Annotated in this window: 27 protein-coding genes; 21 read left to right on the top strand and 6 right to left on the bottom strand. The window is 41.7% G+C overall.

The features are described 5' to 3' along the window. Positions 1-4: 4 nt before the first annotated feature. From recF to dnaA, 4 genes are all read right to left on the bottom strand, one after another. Positions 5-1123: a DNA replication/repair protein RecF gene (gene recF, locus B5D59_RS17075; RefSeq protein WP_078818764.1), complete on the bottom strand. Its 1119-nt coding sequence runs from the start codon at positions 1121-1123 to the stop codon at positions 5-7. Beyond that, a complete protein-coding gene (gene yaaA / locus B5D59_RS17070) occupies positions 1113-1352 on the bottom strand; it encodes a S4 domain-containing protein YaaA (protein WP_078818773.1) in 240 nt (79 codons plus the stop codon). The genes recF and yaaA overlap by 11 nt, the downstream gene beginning before the upstream one ends. A 120-nt stretch (positions 1353-1472) precedes the next feature. Continuing rightward, positions 1473-2609, bottom strand: a complete 1137-nt coding sequence (dnaN, locus tag B5D59_RS17065; protein WP_078818763.1) for a DNA polymerase III subunit beta — start codon at positions 2607-2609, stop codon at positions 1473-1475. A 171-nt stretch (positions 2610-2780) separates the two neighbouring features. Further along, complete coding sequence (dnaA, locus tag B5D59_RS17060) at positions 2781-4130, bottom strand: chromosomal replication initiator protein DnaA (protein ID WP_009499369.1); 1350 nt, start codon at positions 4128-4130, stop codon at positions 2781-2783. A 506-nt stretch (positions 4131-4636) separates the two neighbouring features. Between dnaA and rpmH the strand changes: the two genes are divergently transcribed. From rpmH to B5D59_RS17005, 11 genes are all read left to right on the top strand, one after another. Beyond that, on the top strand, positions 4637-4771 hold the full coding sequence (gene rpmH, locus B5D59_RS17055) for a 50S ribosomal protein L34 (RefSeq protein WP_040760031.1): 135 nt from the start codon (positions 4637-4639) through the stop codon (positions 4769-4771). Positions 4772-4890: 119 nt separating this feature from the next. Beyond that, the gene (rnpA, locus tag B5D59_RS17050) at positions 4891-5241 is read left to right on the top strand and encodes a ribonuclease P protein component (protein ID WP_040760028.1); all 351 of its coding nucleotides are present in this window, start codon (positions 4891-4893) and stop codon (positions 5239-5241) included. Positions 5242-5314: 73 nt separating this feature from the next. Continuing rightward, positions 5315-6088: a membrane protein insertase YidC gene (gene yidC, locus B5D59_RS17045; RefSeq protein ID WP_040760025.1), complete on the top strand. Its 774-nt coding sequence runs from the start codon at positions 5315-5317 to the stop codon at positions 6086-6088. After that, entirely contained in the window at positions 6085-6960 is an 876-nt protein-coding gene (gene jag, locus B5D59_RS17040; RefSeq protein ID WP_078818762.1) for an RNA-binding cell elongation regulator Jag/EloR, read from the top strand. The genes yidC and jag overlap by 4 nt, the downstream gene beginning before the upstream one ends. 346 nt (positions 6961-7306) lie before the next feature. Continuing rightward, the gene (gene mnmE, locus B5D59_RS17035) at positions 7307-8692 is read left to right on the top strand and encodes a tRNA uridine-5-carboxymethylaminomethyl(34) synthesis GTPase MnmE (RefSeq protein ID WP_009499362.1); all 1386 of its coding nucleotides are present in this window, start codon (positions 7307-7309) and stop codon (positions 8690-8692) included. Between the two features lie 51 nt (positions 8693-8743). Further along, the gene (gene mnmG, locus B5D59_RS17030) at positions 8744-10633 is read left to right on the top strand and encodes a tRNA uridine-5-carboxymethylaminomethyl(34) synthesis enzyme MnmG (RefSeq protein ID WP_009499361.1); all 1890 of its coding nucleotides are present in this window, start codon (positions 8744-8746) and stop codon (positions 10631-10633) included. 51 nt (positions 10634-10684) lie between these two features. Continuing rightward, a complete protein-coding gene (gene rsmG / locus B5D59_RS17025; RefSeq protein ID WP_009499360.1) occupies positions 10685-11404 on the top strand; it encodes a 16S rRNA (guanine(527)-N(7))-methyltransferase RsmG in 720 nt (239 codons plus the stop codon). 80 nt (positions 11405-11484) lie between these two features. Then, positions 11485-12345 carry a nucleoid occlusion protein gene (gene noc / locus B5D59_RS17020; RefSeq protein ID WP_040760023.1) on the top strand — a complete coding sequence of 287 codons (861 nt, stop codon included), beginning with the start codon at positions 11485-11487 and terminating at the stop codon, positions 12343-12345. Positions 12346-12736: 391 nt separating this feature from the next. Further along, entirely contained in the window at positions 12737-13498 is a 762-nt protein-coding gene (locus B5D59_RS17015) for a ParA family protein (RefSeq protein ID WP_009499358.1), read from the top strand. Then, entirely contained in the window at positions 13491-14321 is an 831-nt protein-coding gene (locus tag B5D59_RS17010; protein WP_078818761.1) for a ParB/RepB/Spo0J family partition protein, read from the top strand. The genes B5D59_RS17015 and B5D59_RS17010 overlap by 8 nt, the downstream gene beginning before the upstream one ends. Positions 14322-14398: 77 nt before the next feature. After that, a complete protein-coding gene (locus B5D59_RS17005; RefSeq protein ID WP_009499356.1) occupies positions 14399-15103 on the top strand; it encodes a DUF554 domain-containing protein in 705 nt (234 codons plus the stop codon). On the opposite strand, the gene yyaC is transcribed toward B5D59_RS17005, so the two are convergent. Continuing rightward, the gene (gene yyaC / locus B5D59_RS17000) at positions 15014-15652 is read right to left on the bottom strand and encodes a spore protease YyaC (protein ID WP_009499355.1); all 639 of its coding nucleotides are present in this window, start codon (positions 15650-15652) and stop codon (positions 15014-15016) included. The genes B5D59_RS17005 and yyaC overlap by 90 nt on opposite strands. Before the next feature lie 124 nt (positions 15653-15776). Between yyaC and B5D59_RS16995 the strand changes: the two genes are divergently transcribed. The 3 genes from B5D59_RS16995 to ychF all read left to right on the top strand — a co-directional run bounded on the left by B5D59_RS16995 (position 15777) and on the right by ychF (position 18082). Then, positions 15777-16709, top strand: a complete 933-nt coding sequence (locus B5D59_RS16995) for a mechanosensitive ion channel family protein (protein WP_245799558.1) — start codon at positions 15777-15779, stop codon at positions 16707-16709. After that, positions 16690-16887 carry a DUF951 domain-containing protein gene (locus B5D59_RS16990; RefSeq protein WP_009499353.1) on the top strand — a complete coding sequence of 66 codons (198 nt, stop codon included), beginning with the start codon at positions 16690-16692 and terminating at the stop codon, positions 16885-16887. Before B5D59_RS16995 ends, B5D59_RS16990 begins: the two co-directional genes overlap by 20 nt. 94 nt (positions 16888-16981) lie before the next feature. Beyond that, positions 16982-18082, top strand: a complete 1101-nt coding sequence (gene ychF / locus B5D59_RS16985) for a redox-regulated ATPase YchF (RefSeq protein ID WP_078818759.1) — start codon at positions 16982-16984, stop codon at positions 18080-18082. A 58-nt stretch (positions 18083-18140) separates the two neighbouring features. On the opposite strand, the gene B5D59_RS16980 is transcribed toward ychF, so the two are convergent. Next, positions 18141-18683, bottom strand: coding sequence for a DUF3267 domain-containing protein (locus B5D59_RS16980; protein WP_078818758.1), 543 nt, complete (start codon positions 18681-18683; stop codon positions 18141-18143). Positions 18684-18837: 154 nt separating this feature from the next. Here B5D59_RS16980 and rpsF point away from each other — a divergent pair, with 154 nt between their 5' ends. The 7 genes from rpsF to dnaB all read left to right on the top strand — a co-directional run bounded on the left by rpsF (position 18838) and on the right by dnaB (position 25042). Continuing rightward, on the top strand, positions 18838-19125 hold the full coding sequence (rpsF, locus tag B5D59_RS16975; protein WP_009499350.1) for a 30S ribosomal protein S6: 288 nt from the start codon (positions 18838-18840) through the stop codon (positions 19123-19125). 48 nt (positions 19126-19173) lie between these two features. After that, positions 19174-19686: a single-stranded DNA-binding protein gene (ssb, locus tag B5D59_RS16970; protein ID WP_009499349.1), complete on the top strand. Its 513-nt coding sequence runs from the start codon at positions 19174-19176 to the stop codon at positions 19684-19686. A 41-nt stretch (positions 19687-19727) separates the two neighbouring features. Next, positions 19728-19967 (top strand): 30S ribosomal protein S18, encoded by a 240-nt coding sequence (gene rpsR, locus B5D59_RS16965; RefSeq protein WP_171805962.1) that lies wholly within the window; start codon positions 19728-19730, stop codon positions 19965-19967. A gap of 334 nt (positions 19968-20301) precedes the next feature. Further along, complete coding sequence (locus B5D59_RS16960; protein ID WP_009499313.1) at positions 20302-21240, top strand: YybS family protein; 939 nt, start codon at positions 20302-20304, stop codon at positions 21238-21240. A gap of 11 nt (positions 21241-21251) precedes the next feature. Further along, positions 21252-23225, top strand: a complete 1974-nt coding sequence (locus B5D59_RS16955) for a DHH family phosphoesterase (protein ID WP_139366044.1) — start codon at positions 21252-21254, stop codon at positions 23223-23225. Then, entirely contained in the window at positions 23225-23671 is a 447-nt protein-coding gene (gene rplI / locus B5D59_RS16950) for a 50S ribosomal protein L9 (RefSeq protein WP_040760012.1), read from the top strand. Before B5D59_RS16955 ends, rplI begins: the two co-directional genes overlap by 1 nt. Before the next feature lie 24 nt (positions 23672-23695). Further along, positions 23696-25042 carry a replicative DNA helicase gene (dnaB, locus tag B5D59_RS16945; RefSeq protein WP_425441362.1) on the top strand — a complete coding sequence of 449 codons (1347 nt, stop codon included), beginning with the start codon at positions 23696-23698 and terminating at the stop codon, positions 25040-25042. Positions 25043-25109: the final 67 nt, after the last annotated feature.

The following is a 25109-nucleotide window of genomic DNA, read 5'->3' as shown; positions in this document are numbered from 1 at the left end:
ATCCTTATCCTTTACGTTGTACGGAACCATCATGGACTTCGAAAATAGCCGCTTGTTGAATAGTGTCATGATCTATTCCCGTAATATTCGTTGTCGTGACAAAAGTTTGAACTTGCCCTTGCATCGTACTTAGCAAGTGTGACTGACGATAATCATCTAATTCGGATAACACATCATCGAGCAACAAGATAGGTGTTTCTCCTACTTCTTGTTTTACAAGTTCAATTTCAGCAAGTTTCAAAGAAAGTGCTGTTGTCCGTTGCTGACCCTGTGATCCAAATGTTTGAATATCGTACCCATTGACAAAAAACTGCAAATCATCACGATGCGGACCTACCAGCGTAAGCCCTCGTTCTAATTCGCGTCTTCGTACCGTCTTTAACTGATCGGCAAAGATCGATTCCATTTCTTCAACAGTCTGCCCAGAATGCAGGTCTTTTAAAGTTCCATATGAAACTTCAAGGGATTCAAGCCCCCGAGAGATCCCTTGATGAATCGGATTTGCCCATTTTTGCAGCAGCTCCATGAAATAAAAACGTTTCCGAATTATTTTGACCGCTACTTGAATATATTGTTCCGTATAAATATCGAACATCACATCTTGAAGATCCAGTTTGCCCCGGTGCTCCTTCAACATTGCATTGCGCTGTTTCAATATTTTTTGGAAACTGACGAGATCATGCAGATAGACCCTTGAAATCTGCCCGATCTCCATATCTAAAAACCGCCTGCGCAGTTGTGGGCTGCCTTTTACAATATTTAAATCTTCAGGCGCGAACATTACCACATTCATCTGCCCCACATACATGCTCAATCGATTTTGTTCGAGATGATTGACTCTTGCTTTCTTTCCTTTTTTGGAAATGGTCAATTCTAATGGCAAACGTCCAAATTTACGTTCGACATCACCTTCTATTTTACCACACTCTTGTTCCCAGCGTATGAGTTCGCGATCATTTGCAGTTCGGTGAGATTTTGCCATGGCCAATACGTAGATCGCTTCCATGACATTAGTCTTTCCTTGAGCATTTTCACCAATCAACACGTTCATGGTGGGGGAGAATTCTAATTCTAGAGAGGCATAATTTCGATAATCCGTTAATGCGAGTCGATCAATATACATCCGACTGTCCAGATTCATCCGCTGACAGTTTATATTTTCCTGCACCCGGAATATTTACAACATCGCCATCATATAATTTTTTACCGCGTCGCTGTTCCGGTTCGCCATTTACATAAACGATGTGTTCTTCTAAAAACCATTTAGCCATTCCGCCTGAACTAATCGTATTTGTCATTTTTAACAACTGACCTAGCGTAATAAATGGCGAGTTAAAATTAACTTTTTCCATTTGCATTCAATCCCTCATCAATAGTCTGTCCCTCTAGTTTACCGAACTTTTCACAATAAGTAAAAAGGATAGCCAACATGTTGACTATCCACTTTATATTTATTTCTTCAATGTTCTTAATTAAAAAGTACGGACCGGTAAAATTAATTGTAAAATCGCTTCACTATCAATTGATTTTAAAATGAACGGCCGCATGCTGCCTGTAAAATGAATCATCAAATCTTGACCATCAATTGCTTTCAATGCATCCATCATATATTTCGCACTGAATGAAATTTTCAATGGCTCGCCTTCAATCTGAACAGCTTCTACCAGCTCTTCTACATTCCCGACGTCTGGCGAATTAGAAGAGATTTGAATATGTGAACTGCCATCTGTTGAAAAGTGAACAATATTGTTGCGGTCTTCACGAGCCAGCAGTGAGGCTCGGTCAATCGCTTGCAATAAATTACGGCCATTTACGGTGATTGACGTTTTGTATTCATTCGGAATCAAGCGTGATGTATCAGGATAATTGCCTTCTAGCAGTCTGGAATAAAATAAAACGTTATGCAGTTTAAACAGAACTTGCTGATTGGCAATAAAAATTTCCACTGGATTCGAATGATCCGGCAAGATTTTACTTAATTCTTGAAGGCTTTTGCCTGGAATGACTGCATTAAAAGGTATACTTGCTTGTACTTCGGGTGTAATAATTCTTCTCGCCAAACGGTGACTGTCCGTTGCAATACAGTAAAGTTCGTCTTCTTTCATTGTCCATTGAACCCCGGTTAATACAGGACGGGTTTCTTGTTGAGATACAGCAAATACTGTCTCTCGAATAATGGATTTCATCAAGTCTGCAGGCAGTTCAAAGCGTTCTGCATCCTTTACATCTGGCAAGATAGGATATTCATCTGCACTTTGGGCAATAATATGAAATTCAGATTGTCCAGAGCGGATATGTGTTTTCATTCCGTCACGTAATTCAATCATGACTTCATTTGTAGGCAATTTACGAATAATCTCGTTAAACACTTTAGCCTGTAATACTAATGTACCCGGTTGAATCATTCGGATAATTTGAGTTCCATCTTCCTCTAGCGGAATAAATGTTGAGATTGTGATATCTGAGTCACTTCCGGTCATCGTCAATCCTTTTTCCGTGGCCTCTAACTTAATACCCGTTAAAATCGGTGTCGTCACTTTATGACTGATTGCTTTGATGACATCGCTTAATCCATCCAACAATCGATCACGCATAATTTCAAACTGCATCTCGATACCTCGCTTATATAATATTAATTAAGTAATTAAAGATAGTAGTAATAGTAATAGGGGCTGTGGATATGTGGAAAAGCCTCCCGAACGTATGCCTATTATAGTTTTCCACATGTGTATAAAACGTGGACGACCTAGCACAGTCTGTCCACAATTATCCACAGTTAATTACGCACGTCCAAGTGCCTTTTTAATATCTTGGATATCTTGCTGAAGGGATTTATCAGATTCTAGCATCTTGGAGATCTTCTCATGTGCGTGAATAACCGTAGAATGATCCCGTCCTCCAAATTCCGAACCAATTTTAGGCAAAGAAGAATCCGTCAATTCCCTCGATAAAAACATCGCGATTTGACGTGGAAATGCAATTGCCCTCGTTCTTTTCTTAGCTACAAAATCCTCCAGCCGTATATTGTAGTGTTCTCCAACAGACTTCTGAATATCCAATATGGAAATAATCCGTGGCCTTGAATTCGGAATGATATCCTTTAGAGCCTCTGCTGCGAGATCGGTCGTAATGTCTGCATTCACTAAAGAAGAATATGCTACAACCCGGATCAGTGCCCCTTCAAGTTCTCGAATATTCGAATCAATTTGATTGGCGATGTATAACATCACATCATTTGAGATATCAATGAGACCATCTGCTTTCGCCTTTTTACGTAAAATCGCAATTCGGGTTTCTAGGTCAGGCGGAGCGATGTCCGTAATCAATCCCCATTCAAAGCGTGAACGCAATCGATCTTCAAGCGTAGGAATCTCTTTTGGTGGACGGTCACTTGAAATGATGATTTGTTTGGATTCTTCATGCAGTGTATTAAATGTATGAAAGAACTCTTCTTGCGTTTGTTCTTTTCCTGCTAAGAATTGAATATCATCAATCAATAGTATGTCTACGTTACGATACCGATCCCTGAAATCACCTGCTTTATTGTCACGAATTGAATTAATGAATTCATTGGTGAATTTCTCAGATGACAAATAGACAACCTTCAAGGATGGATTCTGTTCTAGCACATAATGTCCGATCGCATGCATCAAGTGGGTTTTACCAAGGCCAACGCCTCCATAGATGAAGAGTGGATTGTAGGCTTTCGCAGGTGCCTCTGCAACTGCAAGTGATGCTGCGTGAGCAAAGCGATTGCCGGATCCGATAACGAACGTATCAAATGTATACTTTGGATTGAGCATGCCAGCGGAATTGGTCATTGGTACTTTTTCTGCTACCTTTGGCGGTGCTTTCGGTATTTTAATATCATTTTCCACCATATCTTGCGGAACAATGAATTCTATAATCCGATCTTCTCCGGTTAATTCAGACAAAATTCCAGTAATTAAATGGACATAATGTGTTTCTAACCAATCTTTCGCGAATGAATTGGGGACCGCAATCGTTACATTTTCAGCTTCGAAAGTCAGCAGTTTTGTTGATTTTAACCACGTTTCAAAACTGGGCTTTGAAACACGGGTTTCAATATTCTTCAATACCTGATCCCACAAATTCGATAAATTTTCCAATCGTGTGCCTCCTTTACGATGAGATATTAAAAAGCCTGGAATCCGCTTATGCACAGTATCCAAGCTTGTGGATAAAACTTATCGAAACATGTTGAAAAAACTATCCACACACTATTCACATATGTGGATAAGATTCTTTAAATAAATTATACACACAATAAAAGCTTTTTAATTGTAACAGGGAACATGAATAATGACAAGGTGTCTAATGATTTATTCACAATGCCCGCAACTGTGCATAAAATGGTTATCCACAGCCTTGTATATGTGAAAAACTTGTCGACAAATGCCGGAATAAAAAATCCACAATTTTAGTCTGCACACAATTCATCAAGAATCTGCTTTCAAAGAATTGTGGATAAGTTATATGTTGAACGAGCTAAAATCTAGTGAGTAGTCAAATGCTAATGAATAGAAAAGCATTGACATTCTTTTACTGGGTGGCTATACTATTCAAGACTGTCACAATAGGAAAAGAGACAATCAAGCAGGAGGTGTCTTACGAAATGAAACGTACATTCCAACCAAATAAACGTAAACGCAGTAAAGTCCACGGATTCCGTACTAGAATGAGTTCTAAAAACGGCCGTAGAATTTTAGCAGCTCGTCGCCGTAAAGGAAGAAAAGTTCTTTCAGCATAAGGCCACTGACTTATCAGTGGTCTTTTTTTTGCTATTATGGCTATTTAGGCTAACGGAATTTGTTTACGTTGTTGAGGACCAGCAGATGAAGTTTGAAGAAAATTAAAGCAGGTGGAATTATGAAGAAGAGCCAGCGGATTAAAAAGAATAAAGAATTTCAGACGGTTTTTAAGAAAGGTAAATCATTCGCCAATCGGCAATTCATCGTCTATACCTATAAAAAAGAGCATCAAGAAGAGTTTCGCATTGGCTTGTCTGTCAGCAAAAAGGTGGGCAATGCAGTCACCCGCAATCGAGTGAAACGCTATATCCGTCAATCTTTCCTAGAAATGAAAGATGAGATTAGACAGGATCTCGACTATGTTATCATCGCAAGAAATCAAGCAGCCACGCTCGATTTCCATACGGCCAAAAAAAATCTGCAGCATGTCCTGCGAATTGCCAAAGTATTTAAAGACAAGAAGAAGTAGAACGTTTAGTGTCATCATGATAAACTGAGAAAAAAGTTGAGAAATCAGCTTGTGATTGTTTGGGGGAAAACATGTGAAGAAGAAATTAATATTCCTTTCGTTGCTCGTCGTGGTCGCTGTCTTCATGGCTGGTTGTACGGAATTCAAAGAGCCGATCACCGCGGAAAGTACAGGGATTTGGAACGAGTACATAGTTTGGCCGCTCGTTACCTTGATTATGAAATTCAAATCTTGGCTTGGGACGTACGGATTGGCGATCATAGTCGTAACTGCTATCATTCGTACTGCTTTGCTACCATTAATTATTCAACAAACGAAGAGCTCGAAACGGATGCAAGAAATTCAACCACGTTTGAAGGCGTTGAAGGAAAAGTACAAGTCTAAAGATGCTGTGACACAGAAAAAGTATCAAGAAGAAATGCAACAAATTATGATCAATGAAAAGATCAATCCGGTTGCTGGATGTTTGCCAGTCATCATCCAAATGCCCATATTTATCGGTTTCTACCATGCAATCAACCGGATGAATGCAACACCGACGATTGAATTGGGGAACTTCTTGGGCGTTGCACTTGGTACACCGAGTATCGTATTCGCTATCATCGCCGGACTGTTCCAGTTGATGGTACTTCGCACGGGACCAGCAATGGATAACCCGCAAATGAAAGTCATGATGTATATCATGCCATTCATGATCATGGTTTTCGGATCATTCTTACCAGCAGCACTTGCCCTATACTGGGTTGTTGGAAACATCATTTCACTTATCCAAAATATTTTTATTTACAAGCCGTTTGACAAACCGAAAGACGGTGAAGTTGTAAAAACAGGAGGGAAAAAGAAATGAAGCAACTTACACAAAGGGCTGCAACCGTTGAGCTAGCAATTGCATCAGCTTTACAAGACCTGGGTGTAACGAGAAATGAAGTAGAAATAAAGGTGCTTGAAAATGGCAGAAAAGGATTTTTAGGTTTTGGGGCTAGGGAAGCAGAAATACTTGTAACAGTCACAAAACGGAAGCCAGCAAAGCAGAGAGCACCTCAAGTAACAGATGGAGTGACTGAATCTGATGAATCCAGAACATTAAATGAAGTCAGCGAAGTACCTTCCATTGTTACTGAGCCTGCACCAGAAGTGGTTGAGGAGCCGGCGGCGGAGTTGCAGCCAGAACCGATAATTGTTTCTGAACTGGAGCAGCAGCCAACTATGCTGGATCCAATTGACGATATGAATGAAGAAACTTCTAATCTCAAGAAGTACAGCGAAGCAGAAGCAATTGAGGAAACTAAACGTTATATAGAAGATGTAGCGAACAACATGGGGATTACAGACTTAGCTATCACGTACGAAACAAAAGGAAAGTACATCAATTTTCAATTGGATAGTGAAAAGGCAGCATTCTTAATAGGAAAAAGAGGCCAGACGTTGAATGCTATTCAGCAATTAGCCCAGCTCGTTGCCAATAAAGTTACCCATCAATTCAAGATTGTACGAGTCGATGTAGCAGATTATAGAGAACGTCGGGAGCAATCACTAGAGCAGCTTGCAGACCGCATGGCGGATCGAGCTATCCGTACGAAACGTCAAGTAGCACTTGAACCGATGCCTTCATACGAAAGAAAAGTCATCCATAATGCATTATCTCGCAGGCTGGATGTCGAAACTTTCTCAGAAGGAAAAGATCCATATCGACATATTGTAATTAAAGGAATCGAATAAATACTAGGCTGTCCGAAAAGTCATATATATGACTTTGGGACAGCTTTTTTTTACTCAATTTCCTCATACACCGTGCCAAACTGAATTCCTCATGCACTGACCAAAGCCTCCGTGGACTGATCTAAACTCTCTATGTACAGAAACAAACTATCCTCAAACAGTTGCAGTCTTGTCAATTTATGACTTGTACACATCTCCTAATTTGTCTATTTGTGAAATTATCCACATTTTTTCATTTCGCATGCTAGGAGATTTAGATGATTTATGATAATATAGGATGTTAGAAAGTTGTGTCCGCATTAAAGATATTCACATGTGGATAACGAAGCCAGGAAGGTGAAAAAACTTGCATTTTGATACGATAGCCGCCATATCAACTCCAATGGGAGAGGGAGCGATTGCAATCGTTCGGATTAGCGGTGAGGATGCGTGGACGATAGCGGACCGTATATTCCGTTCGCCTGCAGCTTTAGCCTTAAGTGAGCAACCCTCACATACGATTCATTACGGACATTTGCATAATCCTGCTACTGCAGAAATAGTGGAAGAAGTCATGGTCTCGATTATGAAAGGACCAAAGACGTTTACACGGGAAGATATAGTAGAGATTAATTGTCATGGAGGAATCACTTCGGTCAATCGGGTACTTGAACTCGTATTGACAGAGGGAGCAAGATTGGCGGAACCCGGCGAGTTTACCAAACGGGCATTTCTAAATGGTCGGATTGACTTATCACAAGCTGAAGCAGTCATGGATTTGATCAGAGCCAAAACGGATAAAGCGATGAACGTAGCGCTCAATCAAATGGAAGGAAAACTGTCCCATTTGATAGGCGATCTTCGCCAAGCACTTCTAGAAACACTTGCACAAGTGGAAGTGAACATTGATTATCCGGAATATGACGATGTAGAAGAAGTGACAATCCCTTTGATGATTGAAAAAGGCGAGTGGGTACGTGATGAGATTGATCAGCTATTACGTACTTCCTCGCAAGGGAAAATTTTGCGAGAAGGACTATCAACTGTTATTGTCGGGCGTCCGAATGTCGGGAAGTCTTCATTGCTAAATAGCTTAGTTCAAGAAAATAAAGCGATTGTGACTGACATTGCAGGCACTACCCGTGATATTATAGAAGAGTATGTCAATGTAAGAGGAGTTCCTTTACGTCTTGTTGACACGGCTGGAATTCGCGAAACGGAAGATATTGTGGAGCGCATCGGGGTGGAGCGTTCAAGACAAGTGCTGAAAGAAGCCGATTTGATTCTATTGATGGTCAATAGTTCAGAACCATTGACCGATGAAGACGAAAGGTTATTTGAAGCAGTTGCTGGAATGGACGTGCTCGTCATCGTCAATAAAACCGATTTGCCAGCGAAGATCGACTTGCAGCGAGTTTATGAAGTGGCGGGAAAAGAACGTGTCATCACAACGTCCATCTTACAGGAGCAAGGGATCACGGAATTGGAAGAAGCAATTGCCTCATTGTTTTTCGAAGGATCGATTGAGTCAAATGATATGACGTATGTGTCGAACGCTCGTCATATAGCGTTATTAAAACAAGCACGCAATACGATTGAAGATGCTGTAATGGCTGCTCAAACAGGAGTCCCGATTGACATGATTCAAATAGATGTAACACGTACATGGGAAATCCTTGGTGAAATTATCGGGGATACCGTTCAAGATAGTTTAATTACGGAGTTGTTTTCAAAATTCTGCCTCGGAAAATAATAAGTTCAGCCAACCAGCTGAACAATTTAATAATAGGAAGGATGAACGAACATGCCACAATTTGAAGCAGGCACGTTCGATTGTATCGTCATCGGAGCTGGACATGCAGGCGCAGAAGCGGCTTATGCTGCAGCAAAGATGGGCGCATCGACTTTAGTTTTAACAATGAATTTAGATATGATTGCTTTCATGCCATGTAATCCGTCACTAGGAGGACCTGCAAAGGGAATCGTGGTGCGTGAAATTGACGCACTCGGCGGAGTAATGGCAAAAGTTATTGATAAAACGCATATTCAAATGCGTCTTTTAAATACAGGTAAAGGCCCGGCTGTACGCGCTTTGCGTGCACAAGCCGATAAAGTTTTGTATCAGCAAGAAATGAAACGAATTTTGGAGGAACAGCCAAACCTTACACTTCGTCAAGCTGTCGTCGAACGATTGATTGTAGAAGACGATGAAGTAAAAGGGGTGGTAACACAAATCGGCGCCATTTTCCGCGCGAAGACCGTCATTATCACGACAGGCACATTTTTACGCGGGGAAGTTATTATTGGAGACTTGAAGTATTCCAGCGGTCCGAACAACCAAATGCCGTCCATTAAGCTGGCAGATCACTTGAAAGAGTTGGGCTTGCAAACAGTTCGATTCAAAACAGGTACACCGCCTCGAATTAATAGCAATACGATTGACTATAGCAAGACGGAAATTCAGCCCGGAGATGACGTGCCGCGTTCATTCAGTTATGAAACGACAGAGTTCATTATGGATCAATTGCCGTGTTGGCTTACGTACACGACACCTGAAACGCATGAAATCATTAACGAAAACCTTCATTTGTCTCCAATGTATTCGGGGATGATCAAAGGAAAAGGGCCAAGCTATTGCCCATCCATTGAAGATAAAATCGTTCGTTTTGCAGATAAATCAAGACATCAAATTTTCTTGGAACCAGAAGGCCGCAATACGCGTGAAGTGTATGTCCAAGGATTGTCTACGAGTTTACCTGAACATATACAACATCGCTTAATCGCCAGTGTTCCTGGTTTAGAAAAAGCGGAGATGATGCGTGCAGGTTATGCGATAGAGTATGATTCCGTTATTGCTACTCAATTGTGGCCGACACTGGAAACGAAGAAAATTAAAAATCTATATACAGCAGGTCAAATAAATGGAACATCCGGTTATGAAGAAGCCGCTGCGCAAGGTCTGATGGCGGGAATCAACGCAGCACGCAATGTTCTTGGCAAAGATGAGGTCGTACTAGCGCGGAGTGATGCGTATATTGGGGTGTTAGTCGATGACTTGGTCACAAAAGGAACGAGCGAACCGTATCGTCTGTTGACGTCTAGAGCTGAATATCGTCTATTGCTTCGCCATGATAATGCAGACATGAGACTGACGGAAATTGGTTATCAAATTGGCATGATCAGTGAAGAAAGACACGAAAGATTTATTGCTAAGAAAGCGCAAATTGATGCAGAAATTGATCACTTGCGTAAGACTTCCGTCAAGCCGACAGAAGAAGTCCAAGCAATTATCGCTGAAGCAGGGGGCACCGCATTGCGTGAACCGATGAAAGCTGCTGATCTATTGAAACGTCCGGAAATGAAATACAGCGAATTACGCAAAGTAGTTCCTCCTCTTGAAGAGATAAATGAGGAAGTGGCGGAGCAAGTAGAGATTTTCATTAAGTACGAAGGATATATCGAAAAGTCTATGCAACAAGTAGAGCGAATGAAGAAGATGGAGAACAAGCGTATTCCTGAACATATCGATTACGATGCGATTTCAGGAATTGCAAAGGAAGCAAAAGCAAATTTAAAGGCTGTACAGCCTTTATCGATTGCACAAGCTTCTCGTATTTCAGGGGTTAATCCCGCAGACATATCCATCTTATTGGTCTATATTGAGCAAGGAAAAATTGCGAAAGTATCCGGTTGAGTATATGGCTGGCGCAAAGATGCGCCAGTCTTTTTGAAAAGGAATGAGAACATGACGGAAGAACAGTTTTACGAAGCATTACGACAGGAAGGCATTGAATTGTCCGATGTGCAAAAACAGCAATTCAAGCGCTATTTTGAAGTGCTTGTAGAGTGGAATGAAAAAATGAATTTGACGGCGATTACGGATGCGCCGTCTGTGTATTTGAAGCATTTCTATGATTCAATCACTAGTTCATTTTACGTGGACTTGTCTTCTGTTGAATCGATTTGTGATGTAGGCGCTGGTGCTGGCTTTCCGAGTATTCCATTAAAGATTTGCTTTCCGCATCTTCAAGTGACAATTGTAGATTCTTTGAACAAGCGAATAACTTTTTTAAATCATTTGGCGAATGAATTGAAGCTGGAAAAGGTGGCGTTCGTCCATGCGAGAGCAGAGGAATTCGGACGCGATACAAAGTATAGAGAACAATTCGATTTAGTTACCGCCCGTGCGGTAGCGCGTTTGTCTGTACTATCCGAGCTATGTATCCCGCTTGCAAAACAAGGAGGACTTTTTGTCTCCATGAAAGGCGCTGCGGCTTCAGAAGAACTGCAAGACGCAACGAAAGCTGTTAAATTACTCGGAGCAGTGTTGCAGGAAGAACATGAATTTTTATTGCCAGTAGAAAACAGTGAACGACATATCTTCATATTTAAAAAAGAGAAACAAACGCCAAAGAAATATCCACGAAAAGCAGGGGTACCAAACAAAACGCCAATTACAGGCTGAACCTATAAAAATGTTTCACGTGGAACGGAAAAAGAGATAGAATTGTAAAAGGGACTAGTTTCGAAAAGGTGGTGCAGGGGTTGAAAAATACTTTTTCGCGCTTTTTTGGTGGGGGAGAGAAGATAGGATCGATAGAAGAGGACGTTCAGAATCTTGAAAAGGTAGAACAAATTGCAATTGATTTAATCAAACCAAATCAATTTCAGCCGCGAACAATTTTTAATGACGAAAAAATTGAAGAACTCGCTAGAACGATCCACACGCATGGTGTCATCCAACCGATTGTAATTCGGAAAATGGATGAAGAACAGTATGAAATCATTGCAGGGGAAAGAAGATACCGTGCGATGCGCAAGCTCGGCTGGTCTGAAGTCCCGGCTATTGTTCGTAACCTGAATGATAAAGAAACAGCTTCGATAGCATTGATTGAGAACTTGCAACGTGAAGAGTTGACGGCCATTGAAGAAGCATACGCCTATGAAAATCTGTTAAAGCTCCATGAACTGACACAGGAGGCGCTAGCTCAACGATTGGGAAAAGGTCAGTCGACAATTGCTAACAAGATGCGTTTATTAAAGCTGCCTGAAGAAATACAAGATGCAATTTTGAAACAAGAAATTTCTGAAAGGCATGCACGTGCTTTATTACCATTAAAAGAAGCAGCTCTTCAATTAGAAGTAATGGAAGAAGTGAAAATCAATCACTATAATGTGAAGCAACTCGAAAACCGAATCCAAGAAATTCTACATCCTAGTGAAGAAGCGCAGCCTGCCAAAAAACGAGCACCCCGTCGAAAAGCAGTCAGCAAAGATGTAAGAATTGCAGTGAACACACTGAGACAATCTCTGTCTTTGATGACGAAGAGTGGAATCGAAGTGGAATCAGAAGAAGAAGACTCAGAGGAATTCTATACTATCACGGTCAAAATACCTAAAAAGTGACGAACCAAAACTCTTGCTACTCGACTAGCAAGAGTTTTCTTATATATCAATAGAGTTCATCTAATGAAGATGATAAAATGATAGAGACAGTATAATAAGGTATTTCATAAAATACAGTAAGCAAGTTAGGGTAGCCTGAACAATCAACAAGTCAGCTTCCCAATCCGCGGATGGCTGTCGTGATAAGCCTACCGCTTGTGAGGCGCTTACGTTGGTATTATGTTGAATAAATAGTCTTTGCTTAATAATAAGATGAGAATAAAAGGTCAGTTCATTTAAAAACTTTACCAGTTGATTGAAATGGAAGATGGGAGACTCCATCTGGAGCGGAAATCAACGGTGCACAATGACTACCAAAATAATTGAACTATGAAAGAAAGCAGGTGCGAGAGTGGGTAAGATTATCGCCATAGCAAATCAAAAAGGAGGAGTCGGCAAAACGACGACTTCTGTAAACCTAAGCGCATGCCTTGCCCATATCGGCAAAAAAGTGCTTTTAATCGACTCCGATCCACAGGGCAACGCAACGAGTGGAGTCGGCATCAATAAGGGAGACGTGCAAGACTGCATCTACAGTATATTGATTGATGACGTACCTGTAAAAGACGTCATCCTTCAGACAGAAATTGAAAATCTTGAGATTATCCCTGCGACCATCTCCCTAGCAGGGGCAGAAATTGAATTAGTCTCTACAATTTCTCGTGAGGTACGGATGAAACACGCCATACAGGATATTAAAGATCAATATGACTACATCATCATCGATTGTCCTCCGTCGCTTGGTCTGTTGACGTTAAATGCACTGACAGCTTCTGACTCGATCATCATTCCAGTACAATGTGAATACTACGCACTGGAAGGGCTCAGTCAGCTGCTCAGCACCGTCCGGCTCGTGCAAAAACATTTGAATGACTCGCTTTATATTGACGGTGTATTACTGACAATGTTCGATGCACGAACGAATTTGGGAATTCAAGTCATTGAAGAAGTGAAAAAGTATTTTCAAGACAAGGTGTACCGTACGATCATTCCGCGGAATGTTAGATTAAGTGAGGCACCGAGTCACGGTAAGCCGATTATTATGTACGATTCAAGATCAAAAGGTGCAGAAGTCTATTTAGAGCTGGCAAAGGAAGTGGTGGAGAATGAGTAAGGGTCTAGGTAAAGGGCTTAACGCATTGTTTCCTGGTGAGTCACTGGAAAAAGTGGAACTTCTGCGTTTGAACAGCATCATAGAAAATCCATACCAGCCACGGAAAGAGTTTGATGATACATCGCTTTCGGAGTTAAGTGAATCCATTAAAGAACACGGTGTGCTACAACCGATTATCGTACGAAAAGCAGGGACGCAATACGAAATTGTTGTAGGGGAAAGAAGATATCGTGCATCGAAGTTAGCGGGGAAAAAAGAAATTCCAGCGGTCGTCCGCGAATTAACAGATGAACAATCGATGGAAATGGCTATCTTAGAAAACTTGCAAAGAGAAGACTTGACTCCGATTGAAGTTTCAGAAGCCTACCAAAAGCTTATGGAAAGTCTGCAACTCACACAAGAACAACTAGCTTTTCGCCTTGGAAAGAGCAGACCGCATATTGCGAACCACGTCCGATTGCTCGCATTACCGGAGAAGGTACGAAAAGATATATCACAAGGAAATCTGACGATGGCGCATGGGCGGACTTTATTAGGTCTTCGAAAAAAGGAACAAATCCTATTAATTGCAGAAAAGACAAAGAAAGAGCACTTAAATGTTCGCCAATTAGAGAAGCTTGTACAACAATTAAATGAAGATGTTCCACGTGAAACAAAAAAAGAAAAGAAGAAAGATTTGTTCATTGCAGCTCAAGAAACTAAACTAAGAGAACAATTTGGGACGAATGTAACGATTAAAAAGACAAAGAATAAAGGAAAAATTGAAATCGAATTTTTCTCAGACGAGGATTTTGAACGAATCCTTGAACTCTTGAATGATTAATAATTCGTCAAATACCTATTTTGCGAATAAAGCAAAATAGGTATTATTCTGACTGAAGAGGACACGGATGTGACTGCATGATATTATTTGGATCGGTGTTTAATGTGCTGACTATTGTGGTAGGTACATTGATTGGGCGTTTTTTACATGGTATACCTGAGCGAATGAAAGAAACGATCATGTATGGGATCGGACTAGCAGTAGTAGCAATTGGTTTGCAAATGACGTTCGAGTCCACACAAATCGTCATCGTAATTATCAGCATCGTGATAGGAGCAATTATTGGTGAGTGGGTAGATTTGGATCAAAAGATCAACCGACTCGGCCAATGGATTGAAGGAAAGCTGCCGGCAAGAAAAGAAGGCCCAGGTATAGCCCAAGGTTTTGTGACCGGCACACTTATATTCTGTGTAGGTTCTATGGCAATTATCGGTGCCATAGACAGTGGGCTTCGAAACGATCACAATGTACTCGTGATGAAAGGGATTTTGGATGGTTTTACTTCTATTATTTTAAGTTCTACATTAGGGATTGGCGTGGCTTTTTCAGCTGTTCCAGTTCTTCTGTATCAAGGTAGTATTACGTTTCTTTCAACGTTCATTAGCCGTTTCGTTCCAGATGATTTGTTACAGTTCTTTATATCTGAAATGACTGCGACAGGTGGGCTAATGATTGCGGCGATTGGCCTGAACTTAATCGGCCTGACGAAGATGCGCGTGGCGAATTTTATCCCTGGGATTGGTGTAGTTGCCATCTTGGTGACGATTGTTTATGCTTTTTGAAGTTTGCCGATGATGTGCTAGTTGTAAAGCTCGGCCGATCATGCGGCTCATTTCAAAAGGAAGATGCAAACGGGTACTTTGTAAAACGGCTTGTTCCATAAAACCAGCAATGTTGACGATGCCTTTAATTGAGACATCGCCGACTGGAGGAAGCTCTTTGCCCACTGCTTTTCCTGGTGAAATTGGTCCGCTATGGAACAATAGATCACCGACTGCGTCCCTTTTACTAAGACACGCGTCAATAGCAACAGTGAATGCATCAGGATAAATCTCGGTTGTTTGTTTGATTCGTTGTTGTAAATTTAATGCATGAAGAGGTTCCCTTAAAGTACCGATCACCGGGTAGGGAAATAAGCTGAGTTCAGATAAGTAGGAGCCAGTCAACGGACCCAGGGAGTCACCTGTTGAACGATCTGTCCCGATACAATAGAAAACAATAGGTTTTTGGTTAAAAGGGATATGCTCTGCGAAATAAGAACTTAATTTCCAGACAACACCGGTTTCTTTGTGGGGAATACGGTAATGATAAGAAGACTCAGCAATATACATACGGAAACACCAGTCCTTTATAATTTTTATACGTTAGGGTACTGTGGTAAAAAAATGTAAGTACGTATTGCTGTGCAGTATAACCTGGGGGATTGAGGTTTATACGAAAGGAGGATTTCTTTCAATGGCAGTGTCTACAAATACAGAAGTGAAAGAAAACCTGGAAGATGTAGGGGAAGCGTTTAAGCAAGTGAATAAAACATTATTTGATTCGGATTTTTGGATCAGTACCGGCTTCTTTGCGCTACGAATCTTTTTGATTGTCATGATTTCTATTGTGTTGGTAAAGGTAGGACATATGCTGATCCGCCGATTTTTTTCTATTAAATTAAAGAGTCCAATGCGTAAGAATGAACGGCGTGAAAAGACGATGATCAAGCTGTTGGAAAACGCATTGACGTATGTCGTGTTTTTTTCCGCGATGCTTTCCATTTTGACGGAGTTCGAAATTGATGTAAAAGGACTTCTAGCCGGAGCTGGAGTTCTTGGGTTAGCAGTTGGTTTTGGAGCACAAAGCTTAGTGAAAGATGTCATTTCAGGTTTTTTTATTATCTTCGAAGACCAATTCGGCGTGGGAGATTACGTACGCATTAATTCTGCCGAAGGAACAGTTATTGAAATTGGTCTGCGAACGACAAAGATTGGTTTATTCGGAGGCGAAGTATTTATCGTGCCGAATGGACAAATTGGCGAAGTTATAAATTTTTCGGTGACTAACTCTATGGCCATATTGGATATCGGGGTATCTTATGAAACAGATATCGACCATGCAGAAGAGCTGATATCCGAGTTTTTAAAAGGATTGCCAAAAGATCGCTACCCGGAAGTAATTGGAATTCCGGAAATGCTTGGCGTTCAAAGTATCGACCCATCCAAAATCGTGTTACGCATTGTAGCTGAAACAGAGCCTGTTGCAAATTTCAGAGTGGGAAGGAAGTTACGTCAAGATTTAAAGAAATTCATGGATCAAAATGGAATTGAACTACCTTATCCAAAAATGGTGTTATTCCAAGAGAAGATGGAAGGGGATTCGCAAAATGGCGGAGAAAGAGTTTGATTTGCATGACGTGGTGGAGATGAAAAAACCACATCCTTGCGGCAAGAATGCATGGAAGATCATTCGAATGGGTGCCGATATCCGAATAAAATGTGAGGGATGCGGGCATAGTGTCATGATTCCACGTAATGAATTTGCCAAAAAGATGAAAAAAGTTCTTCTGAAGAACGAGTCTTGAGAACAAATAGACATTCAAGCATATTGTCCTTATAATGAAATGGTTGACTATCGAATAATGCAAGCTTTGGATAGATGAGAAAGGTGTGGGAAGAATGGCGTTAACAGCTGGGATTGTAGGTCTTCCGAACGTGGGGAAATCAACATTATTTAATGCAATTACAAAGGCAGGAGCGGAAGCGGCAAACTATCCATTTTGTACGATCGATCCGAACGTAGGGATCGTTGAAGTACCAGATGAGCGTTTGGATAAGCTGACAGAACTCGTTGTTCCTAAAAAGACTGTTCCGACTGCATTCGAATTTACTGATATTGCAGGAATTGTAGAAGGCGCGAGTAAAGGAGAAGGATTGGGAAATAAGTTTCTTTCGCATATTCGTGAAGTCGATGCAATCTGCCAAGTAGTCCGTTGTTTCGTGGATGAAAATATTACGCACGTTGCAGGTAAAGTGAATCCGATTGATGATATTGAAATCATTAATTTGGAATTGATCTTAGCGGACATGGAAAGCGTGGACAAACGTTTGGCGCGCGTTTCCAAAATGGCGAAGCAAAAAGACAAAGCGGCTATGATCGAAGAACCAATTTTATTGAAGTTAAAAGAGGGCTTTGAAAACGAATTGGCAGCGCGTTCTGTTGATTTGACGGATGATGAATATCAAGTGGTCAAGGGCATGCATTTATTGACGATCAAGCCAATGCTTTACGTTGCAAACGTCTCGGAAGATGAAATTGCCGACGCTGACAATAATCCGTATGTTCAGCAAGTGCGTGATTTTGCTGCGAAAGATAATGCAGAAGTCATTGTCGTATGCGCGAAGATTGAAGAGGAAATGGCAGAGCTTGAAGACGATGAGAAGGAAATGTTCTTAGAGGAACTCGGCATCAAAGAATCAGGACTCGATCAATTGATCAAAGCAACGTATAATTTGCTTGGATTGGCTACTTATTTCACGGCAGGCGTTCAGGAAGTGCGTGCATGGACGTTCCGTAAAGGCATGAAAGCTCCGCAATGTGCGGGCGTTATTCATACCGATTTCGAACGGGGCTTTATTCGGGCGGAAACGGTAGCTTACGATGATTTAGTAGAGAATGGGTCGATGGCAGCAGCGAAAGAAGCTGGAAAAGTCCGTTTGGAAGGTAAAGAATACATCGTTAAAGACGGCGATGTTATGTTGTTCCGTTTTAACGTGTAATTGGGGTATTTGAAAAGCTGTTTCCTTATCTTGATAGGGAAACAGCTTTTTTGTACATTCATTCAGTACTATAAATGTAAAGCTTCGGCAGCTCGGGATCATCTTTCACCATGGCGTTATCAGGAAACTTCTTCAGCTCTTTATACATTGCAAAATCCCCGGCTGCCCCGCCAATCAGTAATGCACCCAGCATCAGCAAGACACCGTCACCTATATAGAGCGCAATTACAGCCGGTAAAATCCCTGTCATCCAAAAGGGCAGTAATAACGCTTTACGAATTCCTTTATTGTCCATTAATTGATCTGCCGTGGCATAAGCAATTCCCATTTTTAAATTGACTCCGTAGTCCATGTTCTTCCAAGGTACTTTGCAAAAAACACGGAATCCTAGCAAATGGAAAAACTCATGTACCACAATTAAAATAAGATATCCGATAAATCCATAAATCAAATACCAAAAAGAAAAGGTCAACTCCAATCCGCCTTCTAGCAGAAAACGAATCAGGAAAAGTGCGAGAAGTGGAAGGACTGTCAGCCAAATACTCTCCTTCGCTACTTTTTGCAAATCTAATTCTACAATCACAGGATGTTGTTCTTCCATACGCAATCACTCCTTGATCCTCTCAGTATAGTCTATTAAGGGTTGATGTTTCAACGGAGTTGTGGTAATATCAACTGATGTGAGTAATATCAAAATTACTTACTCCTTGCCCGCTTGAAAAGCAGGGCCCAAGTCCATAAGGAGGTGACTATTGATGAGAAAGTACGAGATTATGTACATTATGCGCCCAACTCTTGAAGATGACGCGAAAAAAGCATTGATCGAACGTTTTGATAACGTCCTAACTTCAAACGGAGCGGAAATCATCGAGTCGAAAGAGTGGGGCAAGCGTCGTCTTGCATACGAAATCGACGACTTACGTGAAGGTTACTACCAATTAGTAACTGCAAACGCAGGTACTGAAGCAATCGATGAATTTACACGTCTAGCGAACATCAACGAAGGTATCATTCGTCATATGACTGTTCGTGTGGATGCGTAAGCTGATATAAACTAATTTAATCTGATGATGAGGGAGGTTTGATTCTGAATGATAAACCGTGTCGTTTTAGTTGGTCGATTAACGAAAGATCCTGAACTAAAGTATACACAGAGTGGTATTGCAGTGACTCGTTTCACTCTGGCAGTGAACCGTGCGTTCTCTAACCAGCAAGGAGAGCGAGAAGCAGATTTTATTAACTGTGTAGCTTGGCGTAAACAGGCTGAGAATATCGCGAATTACTTACGAAAAGGAAGTCTTGCCGGAGTAGATGGTCGTATTCAGACGGGCAGCTTTGAAGGACAAGATGGTAAGCGTGTTTACACGACAGAAGTTGTTGCAGACAGTACTCAATTTTTGGAACCGCGTAGTGCCAATCAAGAACGGCCACAAACGCCATCTTATGGTGGAGCGCCTTCTTATAATAATGCACCTTCGCAAGACCAAGGGTACAACCAGCAATCCTACCAACCGAATCAGCAAAATATGACGCGTGTCGATAACGATCCATTCCAACCAGGCGGCGGTCCGATTGAAGTAACAGATGACGATTTGCCGTTCTGATTGATAGGTTCATTCATACGCAAACAGGAAGGAGGACAACAATTATGGCACCACGTCGTGGAGGTCGCAGACGCCGTAAAGTTTGCTATTTTACTTCAAACAACATTACACACATCGACTATAAAGATGTAGATTTGTTAAAGAAGTTTATCTCTGAGCGAGGAAAAATGTTGCCTCGTCGAGTTACTGGTACAAGCGCTAAATACCAACGTAAATTGACGATCGCAATCAAACGTGCACGTATCATGGCACTTCTTCCGTTCGTAGCAGAAGAGCGGTAATATATAAACCGCCACTGACTGAATTATTCAGTCAGTGGCGGTTTTTTTATCTAAATTCACGAAAGTTTGGTCCATTTTACGTTAGTGTCAGTGAAGTAATCCCTTAAGAGTCGTTCATTTAGAATAATAGCTATTGATTGCGTAGTGTTCACTAGATATCCTAATTAACTGGAAGTCATAGCTCCCTCTACTTTTGTTTTCAGAGTGAATCATGATACAATTAGAAGGATGAATGTAACAAAATTTTAATAAAGACCAGTAGAACATTGTCTGCTTACGGAAAATCCGTATGCTGGAACAGAACAAGTTGTGAATGAATTGAGGCGTGAAGGATATGCAAGATCAAGCAAGGAGAATTACGTACGGAGCGATGATGATCGCATTATTTGCCCTACTATTGGCGTTCACGATGTATGTACCGTTGCTCGGTGCATTGACGCTGCTGTTTATTCCGCTACCTATAACGCTGTATCGTTTGCGTTATGACCGGCTTTCTACATTGCTGGTGGCCGCGTGCACTTGGCTCATTACACTGCTGATCGGTGGACTGCTGTCGATTCCGTCAGCCATCGTATTGAGTGCTGTCGGATTTGTCATCGGAGATACAGTTCGTACAGGCAAATCAAAGCTTTATGTATTTATGGCGACAGGGCTGACGTTATTAGTGTCTTTGAGTCTATTGTATCTCGGTTCTGTATGGTTTTTTAAGATGAATCCGATTGAACAGCTATTGCAGCAATTCCAATCGATACAGGAAGAAGCATTGGTCATGCTTACCGGAATGGGGAATTCAACAAGAGACATAGAAAAGATGGTGGCTGAGGCGTTTACCTATTATCAAACGATCGTCCCGTCGCTGTTTATTTTATCAGTTTTTATAGCGGCCTATTTGTTTGTAATGCCAATTTTGGCGGTCGCTGCACGCTTACGTTTTGAAGTTCCTAAGTTTGCTTCCTTCCTTACTATGCGTTTGCCGTTTGCTACTGTGGTCGTCTATATGGTTTTGTTATTGATTTCCATTTTATCACAGACGGAACAAGGAACGACATTGTATCTTATGGAAGCGAATGCCATTCTCATCTTTAGATTCTTATTCTTCATACAAGGTTTGGCGTTGATTTATTTTGCATTACACACGATGAAGTTACCGGGAATCGTCAATGTACCGGCTACGTTGCTCGCAATGTTCCTCAGTCCGTTTACTGTAATGCTAGGTGTTATAGATATCGCCATCAACGTTCGTGCTTGGATAGGTAAAGACAAGAGAGGGTAGGAGATGAACTATTGAATTTATTTTATAAAAAACGAGCTATACGGACTCCGTTGGCAATCTTGTCACTCCTTGGAGCGGTAGGTGCTGTCTTGCTGATGCTTTACCAATTTTGGATTGGGCTGTTTTTCGCGGTCATTTTTGCAATGGCACTCGCGATGGCCTGGAAGATGGAAAATGAAAGTTATCAAGAAACTGAAAAGTATATTGAAACGCTATCTTATCGAATGAAAAAGGTCGGTGAGGAAGCGTTATTGGAACTCCCCATCGGGATCATCTTATTAAACGACAAGTACTTGATCGAGTGGGTGAATCCATTTGTCTCTTCTATCTTTCCGGATGAAACATGGATTGGAACCGACCTGTATGATATGAATGAAGGCTTCCGCCAAATAACGAAAGAGGACAATGAGCAGGAAGTCATCACACTGAATAACCGTTCGTACAGAGTATATTATAAACCGGAAGAGAAGTTACTATATCTATTTGACGTAACGGAGCGGATGAAGATCCAATCTCTTTATTACGAGGACCGTACGACCATCGGAATTTTGCTGGTAGATAATTATGATGAGCTTTCGCAAACGATGGATGATCAAACTCGGAGCCGTATGAATTCCTTGGTCACTTCACTTGTCAACGAGTGGGCAGAGGAGAATGGTATTTTTGTTAAGCGTATTTCTTCTGATCGTTTCTTAGCGGTGTTCAATGAAGGTACATTGGAAAAGTTAGAGAAGACCAAGTTTGCCTTGCTAGATACAATCCGTGAGAATACAGCAAAGCATACCGCACCGCTTACATTGAGTATTGGTGTTGGAACAGGTACTACGTCTCTCACAGCTCTTGGTGAGTTGGCTCAGTCAAGTCTAGATTTGGTTCTAGGCCGAGGCGGTGACCAAGTCGCCATCAAGCATTACGATGGTAAGTTGAAATTTTACGGAGGTAAGACAAATCCGGTTGAAAAGCGGACGAGAGTGCGGGCGCGGGTTATATCTCATGCGCTGCGTGACTTAATCCAGGGCAGTGATCGTGTATTTGTCATGGGTCATAAGATGCCAGACATGGATGCGGTAGGTGCGTCAATCGGAGTACGTAAAATGGCGCGTATGAATAATGTAGAAGGCTATGTTGTTGTTAATTTTGATGAGTTGGATGCAAGTGTCAATCGACTGATGGATGAAGTTGAAAAAGACGAAGAACTATTTAAGCATATGCTTATGCCAGATGAGGCACTGGAATTGATGACAGAGCGTTCATTGGTGGTCATTGTAGATACGCATAAGCCAAGTATGGTCATTGACGAGCGTGTCTTAGAAAAGGCACAAAAGGTTGTCTTGATTGATCACCATCGACGTGGCGAGGAGTTCATAAACAATACCGTTCTTGTTTATATGGAACCTTATGCATCATCTACGGCGGAACTGGTTACGGAACTTCTGGAATACCAGCCGAAAAATGAAAAATTGACGATGTTGGAATCTACTGCAATGCTCGCGGGGATTGTCGTAGATACGAAAAGCTTTACATTGAGGACAGGAGCCCGGACATTCGAGGCTGCTTCATATCTGCGGACGAATGGAGCGGATACCGTATTGGTGCAACGCTTATTAAAAGAAGATATTGCAACGTATATCGAGCGTTCCAAGTTAATTGAGACCGTAGAGTTTGCGGGCGATGGCGATATTGCGATTGCGAAAGGACACGATGGTGTCGTCCATAGTTCAGTGCTCATTGCACAGACCGCTGACATCCTACTGACAATGCAAGGCATCTCCGCTTCCTTTGTAGTGGCTCAGCGTGCTGATGGAAAAGTTGGAATCAGTGCCCGGTCATTAGGTGAGCTAAATGTCCAAGTCGTTATGGAAGACCTAGGAGGCGGAGGTCATCTGACAAATGCAGCTTGTCAATTAGAGATAGGATCAGTTGAGGAAGCTGTCGAAATGTTGAGGAATACACTAGATCAATACGTGGAGAGGGGAAATGGATGATGAAAGTAATTTTTTTGCAAGATGTAAAAGGAAAAGGTAAAAAAGGTGAAGTAAAAGAAGTATCAACGGGTTATGCGCAGAACTTTTTGCTGAAAAATAAGATGGCAATCGAAGCAACGGCAAGCAATCTTAGCCAGTTGGAAGGCCAAAAGAACCGTGAAAAGAAAGATGCAGCAGCTGAACTGGCAGAAGCAAAGGAACTAAAAGAGACAATTGAGAAATTAACAGTTGTACTAAAAGCAAAGTCCGGTGAAGGCGGCCGACTATTCGGTTCTATTACATCGAAACAAATTGGACAAGCATTGGAAAAACAACATAACATCAAAGTGGATCGTCGAAAAATGGAGCTGCCGGATGCGATTCGTGCGCTTGGATTCACAAATGTACCGATAAAATTACACCCTGATGTAACCGCAACATTAAAAGTGCAAGTTACAGAAGAATGATAAGGAGATAATAGTTTGAACCAGATGATCGAACGTACACCTCCTCATAATAATGAAGCAGAACAGTCGGTCATTGGGGCTATATTTTTAGAACCACAGGCACTAATTACCGCATCGGAAATTTTATTGCCAGATGACTTCTACCGGATTGCCCATAAGAAGATTTTCGATACAATGCTTGTGTTGAGCGATAAAGGACAGCCGATCGATCTTGTTACCATCACCGAAGAACTAAAGGTGAAAAATGAGCTTGAGGATGTTGGAGGAATCTCCTATTTAACGGAGCTTGCCAACGCCGTACCAACCGCAGCGAATATCGTACACTACGCAAACATCGTAGAAGAGAAGGCTTTATTGCGACGACTGATTCGAGTAGCTACGGGCATTGTAGAAGATGGTTATACTCGAGAAGATGAAGTTGAAGCTTTGCTTGGTGAAGCTGAGAAAAAGATGATGGAAGTGTCCAACCGCAAAAATGCCGGTGACTTCCGTCATATCAAAGATGTTTTAGTAGAGACGTATGATAACATTGAATTGTTGCATACACGTAAGGGTGAGGTGACAGGGATTCCAACTGGTTTCCGTGACTTGGATAAAATTACGGCAGGCTTTCAGCGCAATGATTTAATCATTGTGGCGGCTCGTCCTTCTGTTGGTAAGACGGCTTTCGCCTTGAACGTCGCACAAAATGTGGCGACAAAGACGGATGAAAACGTTGCGATTTTCAGTCTGGAAATGGGTGCTGAGCAGCTCGTCATGCGGATGCTTTGTGCGGAAGGTAATATCGATGCACAAGTGCTTCGTACAGGGAATTTAGAAGCGGATGATTGGCGCAAGCTGACTATGGCGATGGGGTCCTTATCCAATGCCGGAATTTTCATTGATGACAGTCCAGGGATTCGTATCAATGAGATTCGATCCAAATGCCGACGCCTGCAGCAAGAGCACGGTCTTGGGATGATCATGATCGACTATTTGCAGCTTATTATGGGAAGTGGGCGCTCCAGTGATAACCGTCAACAGGAAGTGTCCGAGATTTCGCGTTCATTGAAGGCATTGGCGCGTGAATTAAAAATACCTGTTATCGCCCTTTCTCAGCTTTCCCGTGGCGTAGAACAGCGGCAAGACAAGCGACCGATGATGTCTGACTTACGGGAATCCGGAAGTATCGAGCAAGACGCCGATATCGTATCGTTCTTGTACCGTGAGGATTATTATGACAAAGAAACTGAAATGCAGAATATGATTGAGATCATCATAGCCAAGCAGCGTAACGGTCCGACCGGTACGGTGACGTTGGCTTTTGCAAAGGAATACAATAAGTTCTTAAATATTGACTGGAGTCAGCATGAAGCACCTCCATCCTATTGAGCGACAACACTTCTTTTCTCTAGATGTTTAGAAAAGGAGTGTTGTTTTTTCACTATCCACCGAACAT

The sequence above is a fragment of the Sporosarcina newyorkensis genome (genome assembly GCF_900167515.1).
In the GTDB taxonomy this organism is placed as follows: Bacteria; Bacillota; Bacilli; order Bacillales_A; family Planococcaceae; genus Sporosarcina; species Sporosarcina newyorkensis.
Note: the sequence above shows the minus strand (reverse complement) of the source record. Positions and strands in the feature narration are given on the sequence as shown.

Coding starts and splice junctions, on each gene's coding strand:
- recF (WP_078818764.1), bottom strand. CDS start 1,123: ATGTATATTGATCGACTCGCATTAACGGATTATCGAAATTATGCCTCT.
- yaaA (WP_078818773.1), bottom strand. CDS start 1,352: ATGGAAAAAGTTAATTTTAACTCGCCATTTATTACGCTAGGTCAGTTG.
- dnaN (WP_078818763.1), bottom strand. CDS start 2,609: ATGCAGTTTGAAATTATGCGTGATCGATTGTTGGATGGATTAAGCGAT.
- rpmH (WP_040760031.1), top strand. CDS start 4,637: ATGAAACGTACATTCCAACCAAATAAACGTAAACGCAGTAAAGTCCAC.
- rnpA (WP_040760028.1), top strand. CDS start 4,891: ATGAAGAAGAGCCAGCGGATTAAAAAGAATAAAGAATTTCAGACGGTT.
- jag (WP_078818762.1), top strand. CDS start 6,085: ATGAAGCAACTTACACAAAGGGCTGCAACCGTTGAGCTAGCAATTGCA.
- mnmG (WP_009499361.1), top strand. CDS start 8,744: ATGCCACAATTTGAAGCAGGCACGTTCGATTGTATCGTCATCGGAGCT.
- rsmG (WP_009499360.1), top strand. CDS start 10,685: ATGACGGAAGAACAGTTTTACGAAGCATTACGACAGGAAGGCATTGAA.
- B5D59_RS17010 (WP_078818761.1), top strand. CDS start 13,491: ATGAGTAAGGGTCTAGGTAAAGGGCTTAACGCATTGTTTCCTGGTGAG.
- B5D59_RS17005 (WP_009499356.1), top strand. CDS start 14,399: ATGATATTATTTGGATCGGTGTTTAATGTGCTGACTATTGTGGTAGGT.
- yyaC (WP_009499355.1), bottom strand. CDS start 15,652: ATGTATATTGCTGAGTCTTCTTATCATTACCGTATTCCCCACAAAGAA.
- B5D59_RS16995 (WP_245799558.1), top strand. CDS start 15,777: ATGGCAGTGTCTACAAATACAGAAGTGAAAGAAAACCTGGAAGATGTA.
- B5D59_RS16990 (WP_009499353.1), top strand. CDS start 16,690: ATGGCGGAGAAAGAGTTTGATTTGCATGACGTGGTGGAGATGAAAAAA.
- ychF (WP_078818759.1), top strand. CDS start 16,982: ATGGCGTTAACAGCTGGGATTGTAGGTCTTCCGAACGTGGGGAAATCA.
- B5D59_RS16980 (WP_078818758.1), bottom strand. CDS start 18,683: ATGGAAGAACAACATCCTGTGATTGTAGAATTAGATTTGCAAAAAGTA.
- rpsF (WP_009499350.1), top strand. CDS start 18,838: ATGAGAAAGTACGAGATTATGTACATTATGCGCCCAACTCTTGAAGAT.
- ssb (WP_009499349.1), top strand. CDS start 19,174: ATGATAAACCGTGTCGTTTTAGTTGGTCGATTAACGAAAGATCCTGAA.
- B5D59_RS16960 (WP_009499313.1), top strand. CDS start 20,302: ATGCAAGATCAAGCAAGGAGAATTACGTACGGAGCGATGATGATCGCA.
- rplI (WP_040760012.1), top strand. CDS start 23,225: ATGAAAGTAATTTTTTTGCAAGATGTAAAAGGAAAAGGTAAAAAAGGT.
- dnaB (WP_425441362.1), top strand. CDS start 23,696: ATGATCGAACGTACACCTCCTCATAATAATGAAGCAGAACAGTCGGTC.